Below are 15,427 nucleotides of genomic sequence, written 5' to 3'. Positions count from 1 at the left end.
CGGCAACGGATAACCTCTCCAGTATCGGCAATATCCTGTTCCTGGCGGATCAGGGCATCGAACTGAACGGGACTAAAAGCGTTGGCAATAATGCGGGTCAAACCGACTATTGCGGCAATATGATCACCACCAATGCCTCCAACTCCGCTTCCGGCAAATTCACCGCCAATGCCGGAATCCGGGTGATCGGCAGTATGGTGATGTTGAATACAGCTGCAGCCGGTTTTAAGGGGACGATGAAACTCGAGCTGATCAAGCAGGATGACGCTAATAGTACGATCCTGACGAAACCTCAGATTACAAAATCCATCAAAATAGCGCCAGCCAGATACCTGTGAATGCACTCGTTTGCACACACTCATGTGTGTTCCTGGCTTTGCCACGTGCCACCTCTCCTTGTTGCATCCCGGGCAGGTGGGCTGTATTACCGTTTGCAGCTGCGGCAATAGGGTGCGGCCAGTGGTTCGCCGATAAATACCCCCTGCGCTGGCCATGCCACGCTTTTCCAGTAGGCCTCTACCGCGCTGTCTCCTGACAGATAGCCTGCTAGCAGTACCTGGGTGTTGGGGAACTTCTGCCAGTAGCTGCATGGCTCGGAGACGGTTCCGTAGCTGGCGGTGGCACCGGCCTGCAGCCAGGCGAGGCTGCTCATCTGGCTTTTGCCCAGCAGGTCGCCGCCGAAGGAGGTCAGGTGGTCTGCCAGCGCGCCGGGCAAAAACCGCAGGGTGTCTAGTGCCGCTACATGAGCGAGTCCCGTCTGGTAGAACATGATGTGGCGGGCGTTTTCAAGCTTGTCGGCGTCAATGGTATGCAGGCTCAGTTGCAGGCGCGGCAGTTCGCCCGATGGCGGGAAAAACTGGATGCGGCTGCTGCGCGCCGCATCCGAGGTGCGCAGGAAATAGCCGTCGGCCTTGCCGTAAGCTCTGCGCGTGGCGACGCCGCGGTCTATCAGACTGCGTGTATCTTTCGGCGTGGTCACCGGAACCAGCATGGACAGGCGCAAGCCGGCATCGCGCGGACGCTTGGCGCGGCTGTTGAAGTAGGGGCTAGGCGTACCGGGAAGGCAGGTGTTGGCGCATTGTGTGGCATCGAAGCCCAGTGTCAGCGCCGAGGTGATGGAATTGCATTCGACGGCATAAGGCGCGGTCCACATCAGCGCCAGTACCTCGATGCCGGCAGGCAGCGCCTTGTCTATCTGGGCCTTGAGTGTGGCGAAGCGGGGGGCGCTAAGTTTGCCGGGACTGCCCTCGATCCGCACTTTTATCAGGTTGCGTGGCGGAATCTGCCTGGCTTTTAGATAGTAGCGGCCGGCATTGACACTGTCCGGGTCGGCATCGTTGACGATGACCGCGATATTGTGCGCCCGCAGCCGGGTATCGGCGTGGCTGGCGCTATTGAACAGCATGGCGCACAGCAGCATCAAAAATAGGGCGCTCTTCACGGCTGTATCATCCGGCGCGGGTCGACCAGACGGTCGTAGTCGGCGGCACTGATGCCGTGTGCCAGTGCTGCCTCGCGTAGCGTCGTGCCGCTGGTGTGGGCCTGATGGGCAATGGCGGCGGCTTTGTCGTAGCCGGTCAGCGGCGTCAGCGCGGTGACCAGCATTAGCGATGCAGCAAGCTGCGCGGCGATGCGTGTAGTATTCGGCTCGCAGCCGGCGACCAGATGACGGTTGAAGCTGATGCTGGCGTCAGCCAAGAGATGGATGGATTGCAATAGCCGCGCGGCGATCAGCGGCTTGTAGACATTCATTTCCAGATAGCCGCCGGCATTGGCGAGGGTGATGGCCATATCGTTGGCCATCACCTGCAGTGCCACCATGGATAGCGCCTCGCACTGGGTCGGGTTGACTTTGCCCGGCATGATGGACGAGCCGGGCTCGTTTTCCGGCAGTTTCAGCTCCCCCAGGCCGCAGCGCGGCCCGCTGGCGAGCAGGCGGATATCATTGGCGATCTTGAACAGCGAGCCGGCGATGCTTTTGATTGCGCCGGATACGCGTCCCAGCGCATCGTGCGCGCCTTGCGCCGCGTAATGGTTGGCCGTGACGCAAAAGGGCAGGCCGGTAAAAGCTGCCAGATGCACGCAGGTCTGGTCGGCAAAGCCGGGTGCGGCATTGATGCCGCTGCCGACCGCGGTGCCGCCCAGTGTCAGCGGATAAAGCGCTTGCAGCGCATAGTGCAGCTCATGCCGCCCGGCGTTCAGCATCGCTGCGTAGCCCGACCATTCCTGCCCCAGCGTTAATGGTGTCGCATCCATCATATGGGTGCGCCCAATCTTGATGATGTCCTGCCACGCTTCGGCCTTGGCGGTGATTCCGTTTTCCAGTTCCAGCAGCGCCGGCAGCAACTGCCGGGTGATGGCCAGCGCCGCCGCGATATGGATGGCGGAAGGGAAGCTGTCGTTAGTAGACTGCGACAGGTTGACGTGATCGTTGGGGTGCAGCGGTCGGTGACTGCCAAGCGGCTCGCCGGCAAGCTCGCTTGCGCGATTGGCGATGACTTCATTGAAGTTCATATTGAACTGGGTGCCGCTGCCGCTGATCCAGACCGGCAGTGGAAACTCGGTATCCAGCTTGCCATCCAGTATCTCGTTACAGACGCGGATAATCAGGCCGGCCTCATGCGCGTCCAGTCGTCCGGCATGCTGATGGCTCAGGGCGCAGGCTTTTTTCAGTAGCGCATAGGCCGAAATCAACGCGGGCGGCAGGCGCTCGCTGCCGATCGCAAATAGGCCTAGCGCGCGCTGGGTCTGGGCGCCCCATAGCCGGCCTTCTGTAATGGCTACTTCGCCCATGCTGTCTGTTTCCCGCCGCTGCCCTGTCATGCTGTGGCCTCCCTAAGGCTTAAACATAGACGGCAGCGACAGCGGCAGCCGTGATTCAGCGCCGTGGCGGCCCGCGTCTGGCGCGTTGCGGCTTGCTGATATGGCGCAACTGGCTGTTCTGGCGTTGCAGCAGGGTGTCGATTTCTTCCGAGGTCGACTGCATCAGGCTTTGTGCCATTTCGCCATGAGGGAAGGTTTCCGGCATGCGGTAGCCCAGCCAGGCATAGGCGGCATAGAGCTTGCAGGTGTCTTCCAGATATTGCAGCCGGCCGCGCCCGCCGGTGCCTTCCATGCGCAGTAGCGCAGCGCAGCGCTTTTTGGCGCGGCACTCGGCCCAGTCGTGCAGGGCATGTTCCAGCATCGGGATCTTGGTTGAAACCGGACACAGGCTGAAAGTGAAGCGGTCGGGCAGGGTGAGCGGCAATGCATCCAGCCAGCGTGCCTTGGCCATTTGCTCGGCAAGGTTGGCTGGCAGGAAAAATTCGTCATGCACATTGATGTGCTTGGTAAAGAGCTCCAGCAAAGGCTCGAGCTTGCTCTGGCCGGTGGCTTCGGCGATTTGTGTCAGATAGTCGAGGTTGGGCGAGACAAAAAAACCGGTACTTGGCAGCGGCTCGGGCTTTTGCAGCAGCAAGGCGGCAATGGCCTTGTGGGTCTTGCCGTCGAGGCCGGCCACAAAGCCGGCTTCGTGCTGGCCGAAGCGCCCGGCACGGCCGGCAATCTGTTTGGCCAGCGAAGCGGTGATGGTGCCTTCGGCGTAGCCGTCCCATTTATTGGCGGTGGTGAAAATCACCCGCCGCGCCGGCGTATTCAAGCCCATGCCGATGGCGTCGGTGCCGACCACGATGCTGGTTTCCCCGCTAAGAAAACGTTCGGCCTGCGCCTGGCGCACTTCGGGCGACAGGTTGCCGTAGATGGCGGAGACGGCAAAGCCCTGTTCTATGGCCTGATCGCGCCAGTTCAGCACTTCGCGCCGCGAAAAGGCGATCAGTACATCACCGGGCTTGAGGTTTTTCAGCGAGCCCAGCGGGGCTTTTTCCATCTCCAGCGGCGACATGCGTTGCAGCTCGCGCACTTCCAGCGTGCCGCCTACGCGCTTGACCAGCGACTCGATCGCGCCGCGCGCTTCCAGCGCGCCCAGCAGATAGACCGTCTTGGCCGGTACGCCGCACACGGCCGCCGTCCATGCCGCACCGCGGTCCGGGTCGTCCAGTAACTGGATCTCGTCAATCACGGCAACGTCGATGGCCTTGTTGGGGTTAAGCATTTCCACAGTGCTGGCCACATGGGTGGCGTGCGGGTGCAGCTTGCGCTGTTCGCCGGTAATCAGGCTGACGGCAACGCCGGCATCCAAGAGGCGCTGATAGTTTTCAATGGCCAGCAAGCGTAGCGGCGCGAGATAGGCGCCACTCTTGCATTTGGCCAGATGTTCCATCGCGCCGTGGGTCTTGCCCGAGTTGGTTGGCCCCAGTACCGCGATAAAGTGGCGCGCCATGCTTTGCGCCAGCGTGAATGATTCGGGGTAAAGCGAAAGATTGATCGCATCGCGGGTTTTTTCGGCGGCACGGGCCGCGGCACGGTTGCCGACCAACTCCTTGATACGGTCCAGCGCCAATTGGCAGCGTGTACTGGCGCGTTCGTACTTGGCCTGAAATGCACCCAGCGCGCGGCTAGGATCCAGTTCGTACTCGTGCGCGATGTTGATCACGTTTTGGGCGCAAGCCAGTAAGCGTGCTTCCAGCTGCATACGGGTATTGTCGTTCCAGCGCTCCTGCAGCAGGCTCATGCGGGCGGCAACATCCATGCGCCGCCATTTATTGCTTTTGCCCAGAAACCCCTCGTCCGGCACCAGATGGTAAGCCACCACGCGCTTGCCTACGCAAATCTCGCCATGCACCGAGACAGCATAGCTGCCATCGGAGGTGATCAGTGCTGCCTGGTGGGCTTGCAGGTAGTCGGTCAGTGCCGTGGTTTCAAACGGGTCGGATGGGATATCGGTCATAAGCACCTGTGTCGGGATAGAAGGAAGTCGGGCTGGCATGATAGGGCAAAGGACGCGCCGGCATAAGCCTTATGTGCAACTAGCCGGCCTGCTGGCCGGTTGTGGCCGTTAAAGATGGGTGTTCAGTTGCACGCTCCCAGCCGCTTGCCGGTGTACTGATGGACGATGGTATGGAGTTGGCCGCCGGTGTTGTCACTGAAGCGGGCGCTGCCCTGGTACGACGCGCTGCCATAGCGGATTTCACCCCGGGCATCCACGATGCCGTGCTCCAGTTGGCACTGCATGTTCCAGCGGGTCGTCACGCCGCTGTGTTGGTGATCCTTGATGCGACAGCCATTGGCAAGCGGCAGCGGATGTCCGTTTTCCTTGAGCTGGGTGGCGGTAAAACATTGGCGTGTGAGTACGGGCGGAATGCCGATCTTGACGCCGGGTATCTGGATGCGGGTGCTGATTTCCCACAGGCCGGGCTGCATGACTGATGCGGCAAAGACGGGGCTGGCCAGTGCCAGCAGACAAACGGGGCCAAGGCGGCGCATCAGGCTCTCCTCAAATATGAGCCTTACCGGTATGGTCGAGTGACTATGCTTTGTCAATTTGGACGGGAAGGGGGATGGCATGCGCAAAAAGCCCCGCACAAGGGCGGGGCTTGATGTGACTGTGTTGTGCCGGGTTTAAGGCTGGATCTGTGCCTTGGCCTTGAGCGACTTGATATAGTCTTCCACCATCATGCCCTGCACGCGCTGGGTCAGTTGCGGGCGAACGGTATCCAGTGGCGGCAGGCTCTCGCTCTTGCTGTCCTGCAACTGGATGATGTGCCAGCCGAAGTCGGTCTTGACCGGTGCGGCCGTTACCTGTCCCTTGGATAGTTTGCCCAGTGCTTCGGCAAACGGGGGTACGTAAGCACCCGGATCACTCCAGCCCAGATCGCCGCCTTGTACTGCGCTACCCGGGTCTTGTGATTTTTCCTTGGCCAGTTGGGCGAATGGTTTGCCTTTTTTCAGCGCTGCGATGATGGCTTGGGCTTCGGCTTCGGTTTTCACCAGAATGTGGCGTGCGTGGTAGCTTTTCTTGGCCGGCATCTGCTGCTTGAGTGCATTGTATTCGGCCAGTAGCTTGGCATCGGTGACCGGGTTGCGGCGCATATGGTCGCGTAGCAGTTCGTCGGCCAGCGTCATGGCTTCCAGGTTCTGCAACTGGGCACGTACGGCCGGGCTCTTTTCCAGACCCCGCTTGATCGCTTCCTGACGCAGGATTTCGGCGGTGATCACTTGCTCTTGTGCCGCCTGTGGCGATACCTGCTGCTGGCCTTGTGCCTGCATCATTTTGACGACAGCGTCTATGCGTTGCTGGGAAATAGGCTGGCCATTCACCGAGGCGGCTTGGGCGGCAAAAGAGAAGGCCGATAGAACGCCGGCAGCTATGAGGGTCAGTTTCTTCATCTGGTGTTCTGCTTTCTTGATCAGAATTGTCGGTTTGCTTGCTGTTGCAAGTTCGGGTTCAGGACTCTTGTGGGGTTTTGGCCGTGATGCCCAGTGCGTGTATGCGGACCTGCATCAGCTCACCCAGTGCACCATATACCAGACGATGGCGGGCAAGGGTGGACAGCCCGGCGAAGGCATCACTGGTGATGCTTAGCTGGTAATGCCCGCCACCTGAGCGTGCACCGGCGTGGCCTGCATGTTTGGCGCTGTCGTCGCGGATCTCCAGTGTGTGCGGGTTCAGCGTCGCCAGTTTGTCCTGCATCTGGCTGATGGTTTCATTCATGCCGGCAATACCTTCTTGAACGGTTTAACGCTGACTTGTGCATAGACGCCGGCGGCGACATAGGGGTCGGCCTCGGCCCAGGTCTTAGCCTCTGCCAGCGAGGCGAATTCGGCCACGATCAGGCTGCCGGAAAATCCGGCGGGGCCAGGGTCGATTGCATCAATGGCCGGAAACGGGCCGGCCAGTAGCAAACGGCCGGCATCCTGCAGCATCTGGAGACGCGCCAGATGCTCGGGGCGGGCCGCCAGGCGTTGCGGCAGCGAGCCGGCAATATCTTCACCCTGAATGGCGTACAGCATTATGATTTTTCCTCGACAAAGCGCGACAGATACAGACTTTGGGCGACAACAAAGGCCAGCATCAGCCCCATGCCGCCAAACAGTTTGAAGTTGACCCAGATTTCTTCGCTGAAGCTCAATGCAACATACAGGTTTAGCGCACCCATAAAGGCGAAGAAGCCGACCCAGGCGAGGTTGAGCTTGCGCCAGACGGCATCAGGCAGGCTGACCTGCTCTTTCATCATCGCCTTGATGCCGTTCTTGCCGGCCATCTCGCCTATCAGCAAGCCGCCACCCATGGCCCAGTACAGCAGCGTGGGTTTCCACATGATGAATTGCTTGTCGTGAAACAGCAGCGTAGCGCCACCCAGAACCACGATCAGCGCCAGGCTGACCCATTGCATGGTTTCGACCTTGCGATGACGTATCCAGGCCAGGGCGACCATGGCCGCAGTCGCGACGATAGCGACCGCAGTGGCCGAGAAAATATCGCGGGTAAACCAGTAAGTGGCAAAAAACAGCAGGACGGGGAGGAGGTCGGTCAGTATTTTCATGCGGGAATTATGTAGGCATGGCCGCGCCAAGACAAGCGCCGCCATGCGCGTAGTGGATTATTTTGGTGTCTGTTTGACCACAGACAGTGCGGTTGCCACCAGGCCGGCTACATCGCCGGCATTGGCGGGCAGAATCAGGGTATTGCCGGTTTTGGCCAGTTTGGCGAAGGCTTCGACATATTGTTCGGCCACCTTGAGGTTGACCGCTTCGATGCCGGAGGGCTGGGCAATGGCCGATGCCACCGCCCGCAAGGCATGGGCATTGGCATCGGCAACCAGACGCAGCGCCTCGGCTTCGCCTTGCGCCGTGTTGATGGCGGCCTGCATTTCGCCCTCGGACTTCTGGATGGAGGCTTCGCGCTGACCGGCGGCGATATTGATCTGTTCCTGTTTGCGCCCTTCGGATGCGGCAATCAGCGCACGCTTTTCACGCTCAGCGGTAATCTGCGACTGCATGGCGTGCAGAATTTCCTGCGGCGGTACCAGATCCTTGATCTCATAGCGCAGCACCTTGACGCCCCAGCTGGAGGCGGCCTCGTCCAGTGCGGCGACGACCGAAATATTGATCTCGTCACGCTCTTCAAAGGTCTTGTCCAGCTCCATCTTGCCGATAGCCGAACGCAAGGTGGTTTGCGCCAGCTGGGTGATTGCCATGATGTAGTCACTGGAACCGTAGCTCGCGCGCTGCGGGTCGGTTACTTGAAAATAGAGAATGCCGTCGACCTTGAGCTGGGTATTGTCACGGGTGATACAGATCTGGCTGGGAACATCCAGCGGGATTTCCTTCAGGCTGTGGCGGTAGGCGACGCGATCGACAAAGGGAATGATGATATTGAGGCCGGGCTTGAGTACCGCGTGGAAACGGCCCAGACGCTCGACGACCAGCGCACTTTGCTGGGGGACGACGCGAACGGCCTGCAATACAAAAATCAGTGCGGCGGCGAGTAGGATTACTGTGGAAATCATGCGCTTTCCTCCATAGGGGTGGTGTCGACGATCAGGCGGTTGCCATCACGGCCGACAATATAAGCGTGCTGCCCTTCGACGAGGGTGGGATCCAGAAGTTCGGCATCCCAGGTGGTGCCGCGATATTGCACGCGGGCCTGACGATCGGTGCCGATATGACGCACTTCGACTTTTTGCCCCAGATCCGGGTCATTGACTTGGGCCTGGATTTTGGGGCTGATGCGCTTGCGGTACCGGCGCAATAAAGCCACACCGCTTATTGCGCTGATGCTGGCAACGACGAGTTGCAAAGCGAGGCCTGCCCCTAAAAAGGTGGCCACTGCCGTCACGGCAAAAGCAAGACTAAAAACCAGCAAATAAAATGTACCGCTGAGAAATTCACCTATCAAGGCGGCCAGTGCCAGACTGAGCCAGATGCCGGCTGTCATTGCAGAACCCCCGTGCTTAATGACGATAATGCATTGTCGGTGTTTAGGGAGATAAGGGCAATCCACGATTTGTCCTTATCATAGAGTGGGCATGGCGCTAGACTCGGGCGCATGTATCACGTCAATCAAGCGGCACAAGCCGAAATAGACATCAAGAAAAGCCGTTTTATCGGCATGGTGCTGCCGGTTGCCGACCGGGTATCGGCCATGCGCGAGCTTGCGCGCATCCGGGGTGAGCACCCGTCGGCGCGGCATGTGTGCTGGGTGCTGCTGTGTGCAACTGACTCGGGTATGGACGACGACGGCGAGCCTTCCGGAACGGCGGCGCGTCCCATCTACAATGTGCTGGCTCACCGCCAATTGCAAAACGTACTGGCGGTGGTCGTGCGCTATTTTGGCGGTATCCGCCTGGGCGCGGGCGGGCTGATCCGTGCTTATACCCAGGCGACCGTCGCTGCGCTGGATGCGGCCGGACAAGTGCCGGTCGTCATCAAAACCCGTGTGCTGCTAAGTTGCGGTTTTGCCAGTGAAAATCGCGTGCGCCACTGGTGTGCCCAGCACGGAATCCGTATTGAAGATGTGGCATATGGTGAAGAAGTTTTACTTCGTGTTTCTGTGGTGCAGGCAGAACTGGAGACTCTGCGTTTGGCCTTGCTGGACCAACTGGGCGCCGTGGTCAGGATCCGCATCTTGCCTGAATCGGGTACTGCTTGATGTCAATCGGGTTATTATCTTTAAGTGGAGATAAAGGGGTTGACGCTGTAGTAGGGCACGCGCTAATGTAGTTGCGAACTGACGTGCAGCGCCGGAAACGGCGCGGCGGGGAAGGTGCAAACGGGAGCCGGCGACGGTTCCCTTTTTTTATGGGGCCCCCTGTTTTTTATCCCATTATTTTCCCGTGAGGCACAGCATGATCCGTACCGAAATCAACTATGGCGATGTTTATCTCGTTCCCAAGAAAACCGTCGTCGACAGTCGCAAACAGTGCGATACCTCGGTCGCCTTCGGGTCGCGCCGTTTTGCCATGCCGGTTTATCCTTCGAACATGAAAAGCGTGGTCAACGCCGAGTCGTGTGAGTACTTTGCGCGTCTGGGCTGGTTTTACACCATGCACCGCTTCAATGTGGATGTGGTCGGCTTTGTGGCCGACATGCAGCAAAAGGGGTTGTTTGCGTCGATCAGCATGGGTGTGAATGAAGATTCTTACCAGCAGGTGCAAGACCTCAAGGCGGCCGGCCTGACGCCGGAGTACATTACGCTGGATGTGGCCAATGCCTGGTGCGTCAAGGCCGAGCGCATGATCAAGCATCTCAAGGCGAGTTTTCCGGGCAGCTTTATTATTGGCGGCAATATTGCGACGGCCGAGGCTGCGCGTGAGCTGGAAATCTGGGGCTGTGATGCGATCAAGGCCGGGATTGCCGGCGGGCGGGTGTGCATTACCAAGAACAAGACCGGCTTTCACCGTCCCATGATCTCGACGGTACAGGAGTGCGCGGCAGCCGTCAGCGTGCCGGTCATTGCCGATGGCGGCATCGTCGAGCATGGTGATATCGCCAAGGCGCTGGTGTGTGGCGCCAGCATGGTGATGGCCGGTTCGCTGTTTGCCGGTTTTGATGAGTCGGCCGGCGAGATTGTCGAGATCGGCGGCAAACTGTACAAAGAGTACTTCGGCAGCGCGTCGCAATTCAATAAAGGCGCTTACGTCAACGTGGAAGGCAAGAAGATTCTGGTCGAGTACAAGGGCCGCATCGACAAGCTGCTGCTTGAGTTGCAGGAAGACTTGCAGTCCTCGGTCAGCTATGCCGGTGGCCGCGATCTGGCTGCCTTGCAGGGTATCGAGATGATACGCGTGCCTCGCTAAACGACGACGATGCGGCTGCAGAAGTTGTCTGCAGCCGCTTTATAGCTGCAAGGCCTTGATCAGGGCAGACTCCAGAGCCTGCAGGGTCTTGTCGTCGCATTGCCCATCGGCCGAGAGCAGGAAATCATCCTCGACGCGGCTACCCAGTGTCATGATCTTGGCCGAGTGCACGCTAAAACGGTAGTCGGACAGGATTTGCGTAATGCCGGACAGCAAGCCCGGCCTGTCTCCGGCCACAATGGACAGCACATAAAAAAGCGCCTTGTCGTCTGCATGCAATGAAACTTGGGGCTGGATGGGGAAGTGCTTGAGATGGCGATCCAGCCTGCCGCCACGCGGCCGGCTCAAGGCTTCACCTGCCTGCAATGCCTGGCTGAGTTCGAACTCGATGAAGTTGATCATGGCGCGATAGTCGTCGGCATGATGCTCCGGAATAAATACATGAAAGGTGTCGAGCGCATAGCCGTGCAGCGTGGTGTGGATGCGCGCATCGGCAATGCTGTAGTGGGTGCGGCCGAAAAATGTGCAGATACGGTCAAATAGCGCATTCTGGTCAGGGGTGTAGACCAGAACTTCAATGCCTTCGCGTGATTCGCTCATGCGCGCCTTGACGACGGGGCTGGGACTGTCAACCAGACGGTTAAGTGCACGTGCATGCCAAGCGATGGTGCGTGCATCATGGCGCAGGAAGTACACGGTATCCAGTTGATTCCATAGCCGCATTTCAACGCCTTCGGGTATCGCATGCAGGCGCAGCTCGGCGCGGGCATCGCGCTGGCGCTCGGCGATGACCGACTGGCGATCGACGTCGTCACTATTTTTAAGAGCCCGCAAGGTGACGTGAAACAGGTCTTCCAGTAATTTGGCTTTCCAGCCGTTCCACACTTTGGGGCTGGTGCCGCGGATATCCGCCACGGTCAATAGATAGAGCGCGACCAGCCGGCGTGGTGTCGCTACGGTATCGGCAAAACGCAGCACCACCTCCGGATCGTAAATGTCCTGCTTTTGCGCCACCGTCGACATGCTGAGGTGTTCGCGCACCAGCCAGACGACCAGCTCGCGATCTTCGAACGGCAAACCGTGAGTCTGGCAAAACTCGGCGGCATCGACCGTGCCAAGTTGCGAGTGGTCACCGCCGCGGCCCTTGGCGATGTCGTGGAACAGGCCGGCAATATACAAGACCTCGGGGCGGGCGAAGTCGGCGATGAGCCGGCTCATCAGCGGATATTCGTGATTGAAGGCGGGTACGGCGAAGCGGCGCAGATTGCGCACCACCATCAGGATGTGTTCTTCCACTGTGTAAACATGAAACAGATCATGCTGCATGCGCCCGATAATACGGCCGAAAGCCGGCAGGTATTTGCCCAGTACACCATACAGATTCATCCGGCGCAGGGTGTGCGTCAGTCCGTTTTCGCGGAAAACCTGCAGGAAGAGCTCGCGGTTGCGGCGGTTGCGGCGAAAATGGATATTGATGTGGCGCCGTGCGCGCCACAGTGCACGCAGCGTGCGTGGCGCCATGCCGCTGAGCTCGGGATGGCGCTGCAGGTGCAAAAAGGCTTCGAAAATGGCTGTCGGGTCCTGTTCGAACACATCGTTGCCATGGATGCCCAGCATATCGTTGACGCGATAAAAGCGCTGATCGATATCGACCGTAATGCGTGGCAGCGGGCAAAGCAGCAGTGCGCGTATATTGGGAAGCAATACCCCCGACAGCTGGCTGACGGTGCGTGAGGCTTTGTAGTAAGCCTGCATCATCTCTTCGCTGGCACGGCGCTGCGGGGCATCGCTATAGCCCATCACGATTGCAGTTTGCTGCTGCAGATCGAAAATCAGCCGGTCTTCGCGCCGTTTGGCCTGCAGGTGCACTTCGATGCGCAGCTTCTCCAGCTGGCGCTCGCTCATGCGCAGCATGCGTGCTTCAGTCGGCGTCAGGATGTCTTTTTGTACCAGCATGTCCCAGCTATGCCCCAGTCCCAGTGCGCGCGCCAGCCAGATAATGGTGTGCAAGTCGCGCAGCCCGCCGGGACTATCCTTGATATTGGGTTCCAGATTACTGGCACCGGAAAACAGCCGGTTATGGCGTTGCTGCTGCTCTAGCAGCTTGCCTTCCAAAAAACGCAGAGGATCGCGAGCCCGTATCGTGGCTTGGTTAAGCTCGATAAACAGGCCGGCATCGCCGCATAGCAGGCGGTTTTCCAGTAGTGTGGTTTCTACCGTGAGGTCGGCCTGACTTTCTGTCAGGCATTCGGCCACGGTGCGGACGCTGTGGCCGACTTCCAGTCCGGTGTCCCACAATAGACCGATAAAACGGGCGATGTTTTCTGCCAGTAGCGTATCAGGTGCATCCGGCAGCAGAATCAAGAGGTCAATATCTGAGCAGGGGAAGAGTTGGCCACGGCCGTAGCCGCCGACGGCCAGCAGGCTGGCTTGCGCGTCCAGCGCCAGAGTGTCCCAGATGGTACGGATATGTCCGTCTACCAACTGGCTGTGACGCGCCAGATAGTCGCGTGGCCGGCCGTCGTGGCGGTAACGGCTAGCAAGCACCTGACGCTGGTCTTGCAGGCTGCGACGCCATTGCTGGCATAGCAAGAAGTCGTCGCAGGGCTGCATTTAACGCCTTTCCTGATGGGTGATGGCCCAGATGCCGGCCATTAAAAATAGCAAGGTAGGTGCGGTGGCCGAAAATATGGGATTCCAGTCATAAAGTAGCCCCAGGTGGCCAAACAGGCGGTTGGTAAAGTGGAAGCCAATACCCAGACAAATACCGGTGAACAGCTTGACGCCCATTTCACCATGCCGGCGCGACACCGGCGTAAACGCCAGAGCCACCAGCGCCATCGAGATGCAGGCCAGTGGATAGAATAACTTGCTCCACAGTGCAATTTCGTAACGCTGGGTCTTCTGGTGATTGGCCCGCAGATGGTCGATATAGGCCTTGAGGTTATAGGCCGACATCTGTTCCGGCACGACAAGCAGGACGGACAGGATGTCAGGCTGCAACACCGACTTCCACTGCAGGGTTGGGAAGGTTTCTACCCGGATGCGATCCGGTTCGATATTGGAATCGCGTACCCCTTCCAGCTTCCAGTAGCCGTTGCCTTCGTAAGTGGCACGTTGGGCATGGCGCGAACGGGTCAGCTTGAATTGCTGGTCATAGGTGTAGACCCGGATATTGAGCAAGGTCGCATCCGGCAGCATTTCACCGATATTGATAAAGTTGTTGTCGTCCTTGGCCCATAAGCCAGAGCGGAACTCCTGTGCCACTACGGAGCGGGTATTGTCGAGTTTGAATTTCTCCGCCGTTTGTTCCGACCATGGCGAGACAAATTCACCCAGTAGCAGGGCAATCAGGGCGCAGGCGCTACCAAACGACAGCATGATGCCGGCGATTTGTGCCAGCGAAACGCCGGAGGTACGAATGGCGGCATATTCGGAGCTGGATGACAGCTGTGTCATTGCCACCATGCAGCCGATCAGGACCGCCAAGGGCATTAGCTCGTATGCGTGCCCCGGGATCAAGAGCGCCACATAAGCCAGCATGGCAACGATGTCGTAACTGCCGCGGCCTATGCGCGGCAACTCCTTGATGACATCAAAAAAAGCGTACAGCCCGATCAGCGCGATCAGGGTAAACAGACTGGCCGAGACAAAATTGGCAAACAGGTAATTGCGTATCTGCTTCATGCCTGTTCTCCTTGTTGTCCGGTTGGCTTGCGAGTGGCCCATGCGGCAGAAATAAAGCCCGTTGGCCGGTTGCGGTACCAGATCAGCCCCAGTGCCAGTGCCAGCATCAGGCCGTGTATCGGCAGGATACCCAGTGATGACGGGATCTTGTCGTGGGCAATCCAGTCGCGTAATAGCCACAAACCGTTCTGGTACAGCAGATAAGCCCCCAGCGCCATCAGCAGATTGTATGCATGGCCGCTTCTGGGGTTGTAATAGGCGAGCGGAATGGCTAATAAAGCCAGAATCAGGGAGCTGAGCGGCATGGATAGCCGCCATGCCAGTTCGGCTCTGTCCGAGGCGGTGCGGCCGGCCAGCAGTTCACGGGTAGAGCGGGTTTCCGAGTCGCTTGCCGGTTCGATCAGGCGTGGACTTTCACCCATTTTGACGCTGTAGCGTTTGAACTGGCCAATTTCGAATGCGCCCGAACCGGCTTCGCCGATGTAGCGGTGGCCGTCTTCTAGAACCAGTTCACGCACGCCTTTATCATTGATCGCCAGATTGCCCTGTTCGGCAAAAATGGTTGAGACCTCGCCTTTTTCGACCGACTGCACAAACAGGTTCTGGCTGGCACCATTGCCCGCGTTGTAACTCTCGATGAAATAAATACGCTTGCCCCCTTGAGCTTCCTTGAAGACGCCGGGTGCCAGTGCCGAAATTTCTTCGCGCTGCTTGAGATTTTGCGCGTACTCCTTGCTGCGGTACTGTGCCCATGGGCCGATAAAGGAGGTGCCGATCGCAATCAGGATGGTGAAGGGCAGGGTAAAGCGCAGTACCGGCATGATCCAGCTTGTCAGCGACATACCCGAAGAAAACCATACCGCCATCTCGTGATCACGCCAGGCGCGGCCCAGTACCACCATGACGCTAATAAAAATGGTGAGTATCAGTAACACCGGGAAAAACCCGAGCGCCCAGAAGCCTATCAGTGCGGCCACAGCTTCGTTGGCCACACGACCTTGAGCCGCGCGTCCCATCATATTGATAGTCTGGGTGGTCAGTAAAATGGCAAACAGGACCAAGAA

General features: G+C 58.9%; 16 protein-coding genes. 3 read left to right on the top strand and 13 right to left on the bottom strand.

Going from position 1 to position 15,427, the window contains the following annotated elements; translation table 11 throughout:
• On the top strand, positions 1-338 hold a 338-nt coding region (locus ACRC1E_RS02920), incomplete at its 5' end, for a hypothetical protein (protein WP_438513610.1).
• A gap of 86 nt (positions 339-424) precedes the next feature.
• Here the strand turns inward: ACRC1E_RS02920 and ACRC1E_RS02915 are convergent.
• The 10 genes from ACRC1E_RS02915 to ACRC1E_RS02870 all read right to left on the bottom strand — a co-directional run bounded on the left by ACRC1E_RS02915 (position 425) and on the right by ACRC1E_RS02870 (position 8,815).
• Positions 425-1,441: a TIGR03790 family protein gene (locus tag ACRC1E_RS02915; protein ID WP_438513609.1), complete on the bottom strand. Its 1,017-nt coding sequence runs from the start codon at positions 1,439-1,441 to the stop codon at positions 425-427.
• Complete coding sequence (locus ACRC1E_RS02910) at positions 1,438-2,823, bottom strand: class II fumarate hydratase (protein ID WP_438513608.1); 1,386 nt, start codon at positions 2,821-2,823, stop codon at positions 1,438-1,440. Before ACRC1E_RS02910 ends, ACRC1E_RS02915 begins: the two co-directional genes overlap by 4 nt.
• Positions 2,824-2,878: 55 nt before the next feature.
• Complete coding sequence (locus tag ACRC1E_RS02905; RefSeq protein WP_438513607.1) at positions 2,879-4,825, bottom strand: helicase-related protein; 1,947 nt, start codon at positions 4,823-4,825, stop codon at positions 2,879-2,881.
• 122 nt (positions 4,826-4,947) lie between these two features.
• Positions 4,948-5,361 (bottom strand): DUF3617 domain-containing protein, encoded by a 414-nt coding sequence (locus ACRC1E_RS02900; protein ID WP_438513606.1) that lies wholly within the window; start codon positions 5,359-5,361, stop codon positions 4,948-4,950.
• A gap of 135 nt (positions 5,362-5,496) precedes the next feature.
• Positions 5,497-6,264 (bottom strand): peptidylprolyl isomerase, encoded by a 768-nt coding sequence (locus ACRC1E_RS02895; protein ID WP_438513605.1) that lies wholly within the window; start codon positions 6,262-6,264, stop codon positions 5,497-5,499.
• Between the two features lie 58 nt (positions 6,265-6,322).
• Positions 6,323-6,589 (bottom strand): BolA family protein, encoded by a 267-nt coding sequence (locus ACRC1E_RS02890; RefSeq protein WP_438513604.1) that lies wholly within the window; start codon positions 6,587-6,589, stop codon positions 6,323-6,325.
• Positions 6,586-6,888, bottom strand: coding sequence for a YciI family protein (locus ACRC1E_RS02885; protein WP_438513603.1), 303 nt, complete (start codon positions 6,886-6,888; stop codon positions 6,586-6,588). The genes ACRC1E_RS02890 and ACRC1E_RS02885 overlap by 4 nt, the downstream gene beginning before the upstream one ends.
• The gene (locus tag ACRC1E_RS02880) at positions 6,888-7,421 is read right to left on the bottom strand and encodes a septation protein A (protein ID WP_438513602.1); all 534 of its coding nucleotides are present in this window, start codon (positions 7,419-7,421) and stop codon (positions 6,888-6,890) included. The genes ACRC1E_RS02885 and ACRC1E_RS02880 overlap by 1 nt, the downstream gene beginning before the upstream one ends.
• Positions 7,422-7,478: 57 nt before the next feature.
• The gene (locus tag ACRC1E_RS02875) at positions 7,479-8,387 is read right to left on the bottom strand and encodes an SPFH domain-containing protein (protein WP_438513601.1); all 909 of its coding nucleotides are present in this window, start codon (positions 8,385-8,387) and stop codon (positions 7,479-7,481) included.
• Positions 8,384-8,815, bottom strand: a complete 432-nt coding sequence (locus ACRC1E_RS02870; protein ID WP_438513600.1) for an NfeD family protein — start codon at positions 8,813-8,815, stop codon at positions 8,384-8,386. Before ACRC1E_RS02870 ends, ACRC1E_RS02875 begins: the two co-directional genes overlap by 4 nt.
• 111 nt (positions 8,816-8,926) lie before the next feature.
• Here ACRC1E_RS02870 and ACRC1E_RS02865 point away from each other — a divergent pair, with 111 nt between their 5' ends.
• Entirely contained in the window at positions 8,927-9,529 is a 603-nt protein-coding gene (locus tag ACRC1E_RS02865) for an IMPACT family protein (protein WP_438513599.1), read from the top strand.
• Between the two features lie 196 nt (positions 9,530-9,725).
• The gene (locus ACRC1E_RS02860) at positions 9,726-10,676 is read left to right on the top strand and encodes a GMP reductase (protein ID WP_438513598.1); all 951 of its coding nucleotides are present in this window, start codon (positions 9,726-9,728) and stop codon (positions 10,674-10,676) included.
• A 39-nt stretch (positions 10,677-10,715) separates the two neighbouring features.
• Here the strand turns inward: ACRC1E_RS02860 and ACRC1E_RS02855 are convergent, their stop codons facing one another.
• The 3 genes from ACRC1E_RS02855 to lptF all read right to left on the bottom strand — a co-directional run.
• Complete coding sequence (locus ACRC1E_RS02855) at positions 10,716-13,289, bottom strand: [protein-PII] uridylyltransferase (protein ID WP_438513597.1); 2,574 nt, start codon at positions 13,287-13,289, stop codon at positions 10,716-10,718.
• The gene (lptG, locus tag ACRC1E_RS02850) at positions 13,290-14,363 is read right to left on the bottom strand and encodes an LPS export ABC transporter permease LptG (RefSeq protein WP_438513596.1); all 1,074 of its coding nucleotides are present in this window, start codon (positions 14,361-14,363) and stop codon (positions 13,290-13,292) included. It abuts the gene before it with no gap.
• Positions 14,360-15,427: LPS export ABC transporter permease LptF (lptF, locus tag ACRC1E_RS02845; RefSeq protein WP_438513595.1), on the bottom strand; the 1,068-nt coding region annotated here is incomplete at its 5' end. The genes lptG and lptF, both read right to left, overlap by 4 nt.

Origin of the sequence: Craterilacuibacter sp. (genome assembly GCF_051659485.1) — a bacterium.
In the GTDB taxonomy this organism is placed as follows: domain Bacteria; phylum Pseudomonadota; class Gammaproteobacteria; order Burkholderiales; family Chromobacteriaceae; genus Craterilacuibacter.
This window is presented reverse-complemented; position numbering and strand designations above follow the sequence as displayed.

Coding starts and splice junctions, on each gene's coding strand:
- ACRC1E_RS02900 (WP_438513606.1), bottom strand. CDS start 5,361: ATGCGCCGCCTTGGCCCCGTTTGTCTGCTGGCACTGGCCAGCCCCGTC.
- ACRC1E_RS02870 (WP_438513600.1), bottom strand. CDS start 8,815: ATGACAGCCGGCATCTGGCTCAGTCTGGCACTGGCCGCCTTGATAGGT.
- ACRC1E_RS02910 (WP_438513608.1), bottom strand. CDS start 2,823: ATGACAGGGCAGCGGCGGGAAACAGACAGCATGGGCGAAGTAGCCATT.
- ACRC1E_RS02895 (WP_438513605.1), bottom strand. CDS start 6,264: ATGAAGAAACTGACCCTCATAGCTGCCGGCGTTCTATCGGCCTTCTCT.
- ACRC1E_RS02885 (WP_438513603.1), bottom strand. CDS start 6,888: ATGCTGTACGCCATTCAGGGTGAAGATATTGCCGGCTCGCTGCCGCAA.
- ACRC1E_RS02860 (WP_438513598.1), top strand. CDS start 9,726: ATGATCCGTACCGAAATCAACTATGGCGATGTTTATCTCGTTCCCAAG.
- lptG (WP_438513596.1), bottom strand. CDS start 14,363: ATGAAGCAGATACGCAATTACCTGTTTGCCAATTTTGTCTCGGCCAGT.
- ACRC1E_RS02875 (WP_438513601.1), bottom strand. CDS start 8,387: ATGATTTCCACAGTAATCCTACTCGCCGCCGCACTGATTTTTGTATTG.
- ACRC1E_RS02880 (WP_438513602.1), bottom strand. CDS start 7,421: ATGAAAATACTGACCGACCTCCTCCCCGTCCTGCTGTTTTTTGCCACT.
- ACRC1E_RS02855 (WP_438513597.1), bottom strand. CDS start 13,289: ATGCAGCCCTGCGACGACTTCTTGCTATGCCAGCAATGGCGTCGCAGC.
- ACRC1E_RS02865 (WP_438513599.1), top strand. CDS start 8,927: ATGTATCACGTCAATCAAGCGGCACAAGCCGAAATAGACATCAAGAAA.
- ACRC1E_RS02905 (WP_438513607.1), bottom strand. CDS start 4,825: ATGACCGATATCCCATCCGACCCGTTTGAAACCACGGCACTGACCGAC.
- ACRC1E_RS02890 (WP_438513604.1), bottom strand. CDS start 6,589: ATGAATGAAACCATCAGCCAGATGCAGGACAAACTGGCGACGCTGAAC.